We start from the raw sequence: 12,462 nt of genomic DNA, 5'->3' as shown, positions 1-12,462 counted from the left end.
AGAACACATTGAACGCCCCCTCTTCGCGTGACGGCCGGGTGGCCGCACTGCCCGACCACCTACGCGAGGCGATGCTCCGGCGGCTGGCCGGCGAGGCCCCCGCCTCCCCGGAGAGGGAGGGGATCCCGCGGACCCCCTCGCGGGAGGCGTCGCCGCAGTCACCGGCCCAGCAGCGGCTCTGGTTCAGGTACGAGCTGGACCCCCAAAGCGCCGAATACATCGTCCCGCTGGTGCTCCGGCTGACCGGTGCCCTGGACCTGGACGTGCTCAGGCTCGCCGTCAACGGCCTGGTGGAGCGGCACGAGTCGCTGCGCACCACCTTCGACTCGGTGAACGGCAGGGGCGTGCAGACCGTGCAGCCGGCCGCGGAGGTGCCGATCCAGGTCACGCGGGCGCGCGTGCCCGCGGACGGCGACCGTGAGGCGCCGGTGCGCGACTGGCTGCTACGGGAGGCGGAGCGCCCCTTCGACCTGCGCCGGGGCCCGGTGTTCCGGGCCGGACTGCTGAGGCTCGGGCCGGACGAGCACGTGCTGGCCCTCAGCACGCACCACATCGTCACCGACGGCTGGTCCATGGGCGTGTTCGCCGAGGAGCTGAACGCGCTGTACGCCGCGGGGATCGCGGGCGAGCCGTCTCCGCTTCCGCCGCTGCCCCTGCGTTACGCCGACTTCGCCTCCTGGCAGCAGGACCGGGTGTCCGGTACGGCACTGGACGGCATGCTCGCCCACTGGCGTGAGCGGCTCGACGGGCTCGCCCCGCTGGATCTGCCCACCGACCGGCTGCGGCCGCCGGTCAGGACCTCGGCGGGCGCGGCCCATGTCTTCGAGGTGCCCCCGGCCGTGCTGTCGCGGCTGAGGGAGACGAGCCGCGAGCACGGCGCCACCCTGTTCATGACCCTGGTCGCCGCCGTGCAGATCCTGCTCGCGCGCTACTCCGGGCAGCGGGACGTCGCGGTCGCCACCGCGACCAGCGGCCGTGGCCGGGTCGAGCTGGAGAGACTGATCGGCTTCTTCGTCAACACCCTGGTACTGCGCTGCCAGGTCGACGAGTCCCTGCCGTTCACCGCCTTCCTGGGCGAGGCGCGCTCCACGGTCCTGGACGCCTTCGACAACGACGAGGTGCCCTTCCAGCGGCTCGTGGAGGTCCTGCGGCCCGAGCGCGACCCCAGCCGGCTCCCGCTCGCCGAGGTCGCGGTCAACCTGCAGAACGCGCCGCGCGGGGCCGTCGAGCTGCCCGGCGTCCGGGTGGAGGAGATCCGTCCGCCGGTGCTGGTCGCGCCCATGGACGTCTCGTTCGACTTCTACGAGCGTGACGGCGCGCTCGTCACCCACCTCGGATACAGCACGGACCTGTTCGACCCGGCCACCGCCGGGCGCATGGCCGGTCACCTGCTGACACTCCTGACCGCGATCGCGGACGACCCGGACCGGCCGATCGCCGACCTTCCCCTCCTGGACGCCGCGGAACACCGGCTGCTGACCGACATCTGGTGCGGCGAGGGCGGCGGCCCCGCGCCGCGCACGGTTCCCGAACTGTTCGCCGAGCAGGTCGCGGCCGACCCCTCGGCGATCGCCGTCGTCCACGCCGGGCGGAGCCTCACCTACGGCGAGCTGGACGGGCGGGCGGACCGGCTGGCCCGGCTGCTGGCCGGGCGGGGCGCGGGTCCCGAACGGATCGTGGCCGTGGCCGTCCCCCGGTCGGCCGAGACCGTCGTCGCGATCCTCGCCGTCCTGAAGAGCGGCGCCGCGTACCTGCCGCTGGATCTCGACCACCCGGCCGAGCGCGTCCGGACGATGGTGGAGGACGCCGCTCCCATCCTCATCCTGACCACCACCGAGGTGGCGGAGCGGCTGCCGGGGGGCGTCCCCCTCGTCACGCTGGACGCGCCGGACATCGTGGCCCCTCTCGCCGAGCGACCCCGGACGCTCCGCTCCGACCCCGCGCATCCCGCCTACGTGATCTACACCTCCGGTTCCACCGGGCGCCCCAAGGCGGTCGTGGTGCCCCACACCGGCCTGTACGACATGGTGCTCACCCAGCGCGAGCGGCTGGGCGCGGGGCCGGGGACGCGGGTGCTGCAGTTCGCGTCCTTCAGCTTCGACGGGGCCTTCTGGGAGCTCATGCTCGCCCTGCTGTCCGGTGGCACGCTGGTGGTCGCTACCGCGGAGGAGCGGGCGCCGGGAGCTCCGCTGGCCGAGCTCATCGGCTCCGAGCGTCTCACCCACCTCACCCTGCCCCCGACCGCGCTGACCGTGCTGCCCGCCGACGCCGTCCCCGAGGGGACGACCCTGGTCGTCGCGGGTGAGGCGTGCCCCCCGGGCCTGGTGCGGGACTGGTCGGCCGGACGGCGGATGTTCAACGGCTACGGGCCGACCGAGTCCACGATCGGCGCCACCATGACGCGGGCGCTGACTCCCGACGACGCCCGCACCGGGACGGTGCCCATCGGCCGCCCGTTCCGCAGCGTCCGCGCCTACGTGCTGGACGACCGGCTGCGTCCGGCGCCCGTCGGCGTCCCCGGTGAGATCTATCTCGCCGGGCCCCGCCTGGCCCGCGGCTACCTGCGCCGTCCCGGACTGACCGGCGAGCGGTTCGTCGCCGACCCGTACGGCCCCCCGGGCACCCGCATGTACCGCACCGGCGACCGCGCGCGCTGGCTGCCGGGGGGCGAGCTGGAGTACGCGGGCCGCGCCGACGACCAGGTCAAGATCAGAGGTTTCCGGGTCGAGCTCGGCGAGGTCGAGGCCGTCATGTCCGGGCACCCCGCGGTGGACACGGCGGCGGCGGCCGTCAGCGGCGGCACCCGGGGCGACCTGCGCCTCGTCGGCTATCTCGTCCCCGCCGCCTCCGGCGGACCCGACCCGGCCCAGCTGCGCGCCTTCCTGCGGGCGAGACTGCCCGAGCACATGGTGCCCTCGGCGTTCGTCACGCTGGAACGCCTGCCGCTGACGGTCAACGGCAAGGTGGACCGGCGCGCGCTGCCCGAACCCACCGGCGACCGCGAGGCCGGGACACGCTACGTCGAGCCCCGCACACCCGCGGAGAGGATCATCGCCGAGGTCTGGTCGGAACTGCTCGGCGTGGACCGGGTAGGCGTGGACGACAACTTCTTCGACCTCGGGGGCGACTCCATCCTGGGCCTGCGGGTCGTGGCCCGCGCCCGCGAGGCCGGGTTGCGCGTGACGGCCAGACAGACCTTCCTGCGCCAGACCGTCGCCGAACTGGCCGCGGAGGCGGTCGCCGAGGAACAGCCACGCGCCGAGCAGCGGGCGGTGTCGGGAGAGGTCCCGCTCACGCCCGTGCAGCACTGGTTCTTCGAGAACCTCGCCGACAGCGTCGACCGGTTCAACCAGGCGATGTTCGTCGAACTCGACGAGGAGCCCGACGAGGAGGCGTTGCGCGCCGCCCTGACCGCGCTGCCCGCCCACCACGACGCCCTGCGCCTGCGCGCCGAGCACGACGGCGGGCGGTGGCGGCAGCACAACGCCGCCGCCGAGGACGGCGAGCCGCTGCGGCGGATCGACCTGTCCAGGATCGGCGCCGCCGACCGGGAGACGCGGATGCGCGAGGAGATCCTGGCCGCGCAGCAGGGGTTCCGGCTGGACACCGGCCCGCTTTTCCGGGCACTGCTCTTCGTGCTCGGCGACGCGCACCGCCCCCGGCTGTTCCTGACCGCCCACCACCTCGTGGTCGACGCCGTCTCCTGGCAGATCCTGCTGCCGGACCTGGAGACCGCCTACTGGCAGGCCGAGGCGGGCCAGGACATCCGGCTCCCCGCCAAGACGACCTCCTTCCTGGAGTGGGCCCACCGTCTCGCGGACCACGTGGCGGCGGGCGGCCTCGACCACGAGCTGGACCGCTGGACCCGCCTGGACGAGGTCGCGGCCGGGGCCGCCGCGCTGCCGGTGGACATCGCCGGAGAGCACGGGACCGGCGGGCACGGCGGGCACGGCGGGCACATCGAGAACACTGTCGCGTCCACGCGTACCGTGACCGCGCGGCTGAGCGCGGAGAGCACCCGGGCGCTGCTGCGCGACGTGCCCGAGGTCTACCGAACCCAGATCAACGACGTGCTGCTCGCCGCGCTGGGCAGGGTGCTGTGCGAGTGGACCGGCGGCGACACCGCCCTCGTCGAGATGGAGGGCCACGGCCGCGCCGACCTGTTCCCCGGCGTCGACCTGTCGCGGACCGTCGGCTGGTTCACCACGGTCTTCCCCGTCGCGCTGCGCCTCCCGGCCGCGCCCGGCTGGGGGGAGACGCTCAAGTCGGTCAAGGAGCAGCTTCGCGCGGTGCCGGGCCAGGGGCTGGGATACGGTGCGCTGCGCCATCTCGGCGCGCCCGGCGGCCGGCCGCCGGGCCGCGTTCCCCAGGTGGGGTTCAACTACCTCGGGCGCGTCGAGGCCGGATCCGGCGGCCGAGGCGGGCTGCTGCGCGGGCGGCTGCCCCACCCCGGCGCCGAGCGGAGCCCGGGGCAGGTCAGGCGGCACCTGCTTGAGATCACCGGGCTCGTCGACGGCGACGAGCTGGAGTTCCGCTGGACGTACTCGGCGGCCGTGCACCGCGGGGAGAGCGTCGAGGCGCTGGCGGAGCGGGTGATGTCGGCGCTGGCGGAGATCGTCGAGCACTGCGCGGAGCCGGGCGCGGGCGGCTGCACTCCCTCGGACTTCCCGCTTGCCGGGCTGGACCAGGCCACGGTGGACCGGCTGGCCGGCGACGGCAGGGGAATCGAGGACGTCTACCCGCTGACGCCCATGCAGCACGGCATGCTCTTTCACTCGCTGGCCGAGCCCGAGTCGGACATCTACGCCGGTCACTACTCGATGGTCCTGGAGGGGGTCACCGATCCGGTGGCGCTGGCCGAGGCATGGCAGCGAGTCGTCGACCGCACGCCCGCCCTGCGTACGGCGGTGATCTGGGAGGGCGTCCCCGAGCCTGTGCAGGTGGTCCACCGCGGGGTGCGGCTCCCCGTCACCCACCACGACCTCCGGGACCTGCCGGAGGCCGAGCGGCGGCAGGCGGTGCGGCGGCTGTGGGAACGCCGGGCCGAGCGGCGGCTGGACCTGGCCGTCGCGCCGCTGGCCAGGCTGGACCTCCTGCGGCTGTCCGAGACCGAGGTGCGACTGCTGTGGGCGGCCCACCACATGACGCTGGACGGCTGGAGCTCCTCGCACGTGCTGTCGGAGGTGTTCGAACAGTACGCCGCCCTCACCACGGGGCGGACCGGCACGGTGACGCACCGCCCGCCCTATCGGGAGTACGTCGGGTGGCTGGCACGCCAGGACCAGGCCGAGGCGGAGCGGCACTGGCGGGGGGTGCTCGCGGGCATGACCGCGCCGACCCGGCTGCCGTTCGACAGGCCGGTGGCGCGGGCCCACGGGGCGCGTTCCTCCAGGGAGGTGCGGCTACGGCTGCCAAAGGAGCTGTCCGGGGCGCTGTACGAGTGCGCCAGGGACGCCCGGCTGACCGTCAACACCCTGTTGCAGGGCGCGTGGGCGCTGCTGCTCTCCCGCTACGCGGGGGAGCGGGACGTCTGCTTCGGCGCGACGGTCTCCGGCCGACCGGCCGGGCTCGCCGGTTCGGAGTCGATCATCGGGCTCTTCGTCGACGTGGTGCCGGTCAGGACGGAGGTGGCCGGCACCGAGCGGGTGATGTCCTGGCTGCGGCGCCTGCAGGACGCGCAGGCCGCGTCCCGCGAGTACGAGTACCTGTCGATGGCGCGGATCCACGCGTGCGCCGAGGTGCCCAGGGGCACCAACCTGTTCGACAGCGTCGTGGTGTTCGAGAACTACCCGTACGATCCCGACGCGGCGGCCAGGCACGGGCTGCGCGTGCGCGACCACCGGGGCGAGGAGCAGACCAACTACCCGCTCACGCTCACCGCCCACGCGGCACAGGAGCTGACCCTGGCGCTGGGGTACGACCCCGCCTCGTTCGACGAGCCGACGGTGGAACGCATGGCGGGGCACCTGGAGACGGTCCTCGCCGCGATCGTGTCCGCCCCCGAGAGCCCGGTGGCGGACCTGCCGGTGCTCACCGCGCCCGAGCGGGAGCGGTTCCTGGGGGAGTGGAACGGCCCCGCCGTGGAGTTCACGCCCGCCAGGTGCGTCCACGAGATCTTCACAGAGCAGGCCGGGCGCACCCCGGACGCCGTCGCCGTCAGCCACGGTGACGGCGAGCTCACCTTCGCCGGGCTGGAGGAGCGGGCCAACCGGCTGGCCCACCGCCTGGTGGAGCTGGGGGCGGCCCCCGGCGTACCGGTGGGGGTGTGCGTCGAGCGCGGCGTGGACGCCGTGGTCGCGCTGCTGGGGGTGCTGAAGGCGGGAGGCGCCTTCGTGCCGCTCGATCCCGGCTACCCGCCCCGGATGCTGGCGACCATGCTGGAGGACGCGTCGGCCCCGGTCGTGGTGACCCAGCGGCGGCTGCTGGACCGGGTGGCCGGGTCCCCGGCGTCCTTCGTCTGCCTGGACCGGGACCGGGCCGTCCTCGACGGCCTGCCCGCGTCGCCGCCGGACGTCGCCGTGACCCCGGCGGACCTGGCCTACATCGTCTACACCTCGGGATCCACCGGCCGCCCGAAGGGGGTGATGGTCGAGCACCGCAACGTCCACCACATGGTGCGCGCCTGGGACGCCCGCTACGGACTGTCCGGGACGCGGCCTCGCTCCCTGTCGGTGTCGAGTCTCTCGGTGGACCTGTTCTTCGGCGACTTCCTGCTGTCGGCCCTGTTCGGCGGGACGATGGCGGTGTGCCCGGCCGAGGCGGTGGCGGACCCGGCCGCCCTGCTGGAGACGCTGGCCCGCACCCGGGCGGAGATCCTGGTGACGGTCCCGTCACTGGCCAGGGCCCTGGTCCAGGAGGCCGGGCGGCGCGGCGTGCGGCTGGATTCGCTGCGCGTCCTGATGGTCGGCTCGGAGGGCTGGCCGGCCGGCGACTCCGAGGAGGTGCTGCGCGGGGTGGGACCGGACACCGTGGTCGTCAACGCCTACGGCGCGACCGAGACGACCGTGGACTCCACGGTCTTCCAGCTGGGCGGCGATCCGGTGGGCGAGGCGGCGTTCGTCCCGATCGGACGGCCGCTGGTCAACACCCGCGTCTACGTGCTGGACGGGGAGATGCGCCCGGTGCCGCTCGGTGTCGCCGGAGAGCTCTACATCGGCGGCGACGGGGTGGCGCGGGGCTACTGGAACCGTGCCGAGCTGTCCGCGGAGCGGTTCCTGACCGACCCGTTCGCGCCCGGCGCCGAGGGCCGGATGTACCGGACGGGAGACCTGGTGCGCCGCCGCGCCGACGGGAACCTGGAGTTCATGGGACGGGTGGACGACCAGGTCAAGATCAGGGGCTTCCGGGTGGAGCTGGGCGAGATCGAGTCGGCGCTGGCCCGCCACCCCCGTGTCGCCGCCGCCGCGGTCGCCGCCTGGGAGGACGCCCCCGGCCGCGTCCGGCTGACGGGCTACGTGGTGCCCGCGGGCGAGCCGGCGGACGCCCGGGAGCTGAAGGAGTTCCTCAGCGGGGTCCTGCCGGGACACGCCGTACCGTCGGGGTTCGTGACCCTGGAGGCGCTGCCGCTGAGCCCGAGCGGCACACTGAACCGCCGCGCGCTGCCCGACCCCGGCAGGGGCGCCGACACCGGCACGGCGTACGTCGCCCCCCGCGACGCGACCGAACGCCTGCTGGCCGCGATCTGGGCCGAGGTGCTCGGAGTGGACACCGCCCGGGTCGGGGTACACGACAGCTTCTTCGACCTCGGCGGCGACTCGATCCTCAGCATCCAGATCATCTCGCGGGTCCGGGCCGCGCTCGGCTCGGCGCCGCCGCCCAGGCAGCTCTTCGACACGCCGACCATCGCGACGCTCGCCCCCCTGCTCGGCGGCGCCGACCCGGGCGGCGCCCGGCGCGAGATCGAGGTGGTGGACCGCGACGACGACCTGCCGCTCTCCTTCGCCCAGCAGCGGTTGTGGTTCCTCGACGCGTTCGAACCCGGCGGCACCGGATACAACACGGCCCTCGCCCTGCGACTCCGCGGCGAGCTGGACGCCGGTGCGGCGCGGACCGCTCTGCGGCGGCTGGTAGGGCGGCACGAGTCGCTGCGCACCACGTTCGGCGACGTCGGGGGACGGGGCACGCAGACGATCCATCCCCCCTCCGAGGCGGCCTTCGAGGCGGCCTTCGAGACGGTGGACCTGGAGGGGACACCCGCGGGCGAGCGCGAGGCCGCGATGTGGCGGCAGCTCGAACAGGAGGCGTCGCACCCCTTCGACCTGCGGCGTGGCCCGCTGTTCCGGGCCGTGCTGATCCGCCTGGACGCCGCCGACCACGTGCTGGCGCTGCTCATGCACCACATCGTGACCGACGGGTGGTCGATGGGGGTGCTCACCGAGGACTTCGCCGCCTTCTACTCCGCCGAGACGCGCGGCGAGCGGCGCGAACCCGCGCCGCTCCCCATACGGTACGCAGACCACGCCGCCTGGCAGCGGGAGCACCTGGAGGGGCCGGCGCTCGACGGGCACATCGGCTACTGGAAGCGGCGGCTCGACGGGATCGCCCCGCTGGCACTGCCCGTGGACCGGCCGAGACCCGCCGTGCGCGCCTCCGCCGGCGCGACGCACACGGTGGAGATGCCGCCCGAGGTGGTGGACCGGCTGCGGACCGTGGCACGCGGGCACGACGCCACCCTGTTCATGGTGCTGGCCGCCGCCACGCAGCTGCTGCTCGCGCGCTACTGCGGCCAGCAGGACGTCGCGGTGGGCACGGCGACCTCGGGCCGCAACCGGGCCGAACTGGAGGGGCTGGTCGGTTTCTTCGTCAACACCGTGGTGCTGCGCTCCCTGGTGGACGAGTCCTCGTCCTTCGGGAAGCTGCTCTCCCAGGTCCGTGCGACGGTGCTTGACGCGTTCACCCACGACGACGTGCCGTTCGAGCGGCTGGTGGAGATCATGCGGCCCGAGCGGGACCCCAGCCGCACCCCTCTGGTCGAGGTCATGGTGGTGCTGGAGAACACCCCGGCGCGGGAGGAGGACCTGCCGGGGCTGCGCGCCGAGACGCTGCCCGTCACGAGCGGCGAGGTCAGCCACGACCTGATCGTGAACTTCTACGAGCACCGGGGCGCGCTGACCGTGGCCGTCGCCTACAGCACCGGCCTGTTCGACGAGACCACGATCGAGCGCATGACCAGGCACCTGGTGATGCTGCTCGACGCCGTGGCGCAGGATCCGGAGCGCCGGTTGTCGGAGGTTCGCCTACTGACCAGTGCCGAGCGCGAGCGGTCGCTGGTGAAGTGGAACGACACCGGCAGGGAGATCCCGCGGGCCGACCTCTCCAGGCTCTTCGAGGATCAGGTCGCCGCCACCCCGGACGCGACCGCGCTGGTCCGCGGGAACCTCACGCTCACGTACGCGGAGCTGAACGCGCGCGCCAACCGGCTCGCCCACCACCTGGGATCGCGGGGTGTCGGCCCGGAGACGCTGGTGGGGCTGGCCTTCCCCCGGACGGCGGACCTGGTGGTGGCGGCGCTCGCGGTGCTCAAGACGGGCGCCGCCTACCTGCCGCTGGACCTCGAACACCCGCCGGAGCGCGTCGCGCTCCTCCTCCGGGACGCCGGCCCCGCGCTGGTGCTGACCGCCGGAGCCGAGGCCGAGATCCTGGCCGGCGCCTTCGAGGAGGTGCCCCGGATCCTTCTCGACGACCCCGAGGTGCTCGCCGCGCTGGACGGCTGCCCCGTCACCGACCCCGTCACCGGCGGATTCCATCCGGACGGCGCGGCCTACACCATCTACACCTCGGGCTCCACCGGCAGGCCCAAGGGGGTGGTGGTCTCCCGGGGCAACCTGCGCAACTTCCTGGTGGACATGCGGGACCGGTTCGGCCTCGGCCCGCGCGACCGCCTGCTGGCGATGACGACGGTCGGGTTCGACATCGCGGGCCTGGAGCTGTTCATGCCGCTGATCAGCGGTGCGGCGGTGGTGCTGGCCGGCCGCGAGCTGGTCCACGACCCCTGGCGGCTGCGACAGGTCATCGCCGAGGAATCCGTGACGGTGATACAGGCGACGCCCAGCCTCTGGCGGGCGGTGGCCGAGGAGACCGGCCAGGTCCTCGCCGGCGTGCGGGTCCTCGTCGGCGGCGAGGCGCTGCCGGCGGACCTGGCCGGGACGCTGGCGGCCTCGGCGCGGTCGGTGACCAACCTGTACGGGCCGACGGAGACCACGATCTGGTCCACCACGGCGGCGGTCGAGGCGGGGAACACGGTGGCGCCCCCCATCGGAGCGCCGATCGCCAACACCCGGGTGTACGTGCTGGACCGGCTCTGCCAGCCGGTGCCCCCGGGCGTGCCGGGGGAGCTGTACATCGCCGGGGACGGCGTGGCCCGCGGCTACCTGGGCCGGCCCGCGCTGACCGCCGAACGGTTCGTCGCCGATCCGTTCGGTCCCGCCGGGGCGCGGATGTACCGTACCGGGGACATGGTCCGGTGGCGGGCCGACGGCGTGCTGACCTTCCTGGGCAGGGTCGACGACCAGGTGAAGATCCGGGGGTTCCGGATCGAGCCCGGCGAGATCGAGAGCGTCCTGCTCGGCCACCCGGGCGTCGCGTCCGCGGCGGTGGTGGTCAGGGAGGACCGGCCGGGCGACCGGCGGCTGGCCGCGTACCTGGTGCCCGCGGGGGACACGCCGCCGTCGGTCGCGGAGCTGCGCGACCACGCCAGGCGTTCCCTGCCCGGTTACCTGGTCCCCGCCTTCTTCGTCCTGCTGGAGGAGCTTCCGCTGACGTCGAGCGGGAAGGCCGACCGGCGCGCGCTGCCCGCTCCCGAGGGCGATGCGGGGGCCGGGCGCGTCGCCCCGCGCGACGCGGCCGAGCGGCTGCTCGCCGGGATCTGGGCCGAGGTCCTTGGCATCGAGGTGGCCAGGATCGGCGTGCAGGACAACTTCTTCGACCTCGGCGGCGACTCGCTGCTGACCATGCAGGTCATCCACCGGGCCAGGCACGCGGGGCTGCGCCTCTCGCCCAAGGATCTCTTCCTGCACCAGACCGTGGCACGGCTCGCGACGGCGGCCGGGCCGGGAGAGGCGCCCGGCCCGCGGGTGGGCGGCCCGGCACCCCTGACACCCGGCCAGCGCGAGTTCGTCGAGACCAGGGGGGCGTCCCCGCACCTCCTCGCCAGGCCGGTCCTCGTCGAGCTGGCCGAGGGGACCGCCGAGAAGGGACTGCGCGCGGCCCTGGCCGCGCTGGTGGCCCGGCACGACGCGCTGCGCTCGCGCTTCGAGCACGCGGACGGCTCCTGGTGGCAGCGGGCCGCGCCGTCGGCCGCCGCCGGTGACCCGCTACGCCGGTTCGACCTCCGGGCCGCGGCCGGATCCGGCGCGGGAGAGGCCACGGAGTCCGGCCCGCCGGAGATCGCGGCCGTGCGGGAGGTGGTGGACAGGTTCGCGGCAGACGAGGCGGCCCGCGGCCTCGATCCGGCCGGGGAGCCGTTCCGGGCCTCGCTGCTGGACTTCGGGCCGGGCCGGCGGCCCTGGCTCTGCCTCACCGTGCACCCGCTGGCGGCCGACACCCGGTCCTGGCGGATCCTGCTCGACGACCTGGAGCGGGCCTACCGGCAGTCGACGGCGGGAACGCCGGTGGACCTGGGACCGGAGCCCTCCTCCTTCCAGCGCTGGGCGGGGATGCTGGCCGGGCACGCCGCGGAGGGCGGGTTCGACGAGGAACTGGCCTACTGGACCGCGCTGCCCGAGACCGCGCCGCCGCCCGAGGGGCCGGGTGAGGCGCCGCCGGTCGCGGGTGAGGTGTCCGTCTTTCTCGGGGAGGGCGAGAGCGGCGCGCTGCTGCGCGCGGCACCCGCGGCGTTCCGCGCCGGGATCGGAGACGTACTGCTCGGCGCGCTGGGGCGGGTGCTGTGCCGCTGGACGGGCGCTGACCGCGTGCTGGTCGAGCTGGAGGGGCACGGCAGGGAGGAGATCTTCGACGGGGTCGACCTCTCCCGCACCGTCGGCCGGTTCGCCGGCACGTTCCCCGTCGTGCTCGAGGACACGCCCGGCGGAGCCCCGCCCGACTGGCCCGCGATCGTCAGGGCCGTACGCGGGCGGCTGCGCGCCGTTCCGAGCGCCGGCCTGGGCTACGGGGCGCTGCGCCACCTCGCCCCGCGGGGCTCGGCTGCCCCGCGACCGCCGGGAGGGGACCGGCCACGGGTGGCCTTCGCCTTCCACGAGCCGGTCGACCCGGGCGAGAGCGTTCTCTACCGCTCGTTCCACTCCCCGCGGCCCGCCCGCCGGGCGGAGCCGGTCGCGCCGGGCATCCGGCCCCTGGAGATCATCGCTTACCCGGCGGACGGCAGGCTGCGTTTCGACTGGCGCCACGTGGTCGGCGTGCACGACCGGGCCACGGTCGAGCGCCTGGCGGAGGACCTCCTGGAGGCGCTGCGCGCCGTCGCCGCACACATCGATCCGGCCGCCGGCCGGGCGGAGAGGGAGTGAG

Annotated in this window: 1 protein-coding gene; it reads left to right on the top strand. The window is 74.6% G+C overall.

Going from position 1 to position 12,462, the window contains the following annotated elements; translation table 11 throughout:
* Positions 1-8: 8 nt before the first annotated feature.
* Positions 9-12,461, top strand: coding sequence for a non-ribosomal peptide synthetase (locus ABT130_RS32530; RefSeq protein WP_350961900.1), 12,453 nt, complete (start codon positions 9-11; stop codon positions 12,459-12,461).
* Position 12,462 lies beyond the last annotated feature (1 nt).

The organism is Streptosporangium sp. NPDC001681 (assembly GCF_040298085.1).
Lineage (GTDB): Bacteria > Actinomycetota > Actinomycetes > Streptosporangiales > Streptosporangiaceae > Streptosporangium.
Note: the sequence above shows the minus strand (reverse complement) of the source record. Positions and strands in the feature narration are given on the sequence as shown.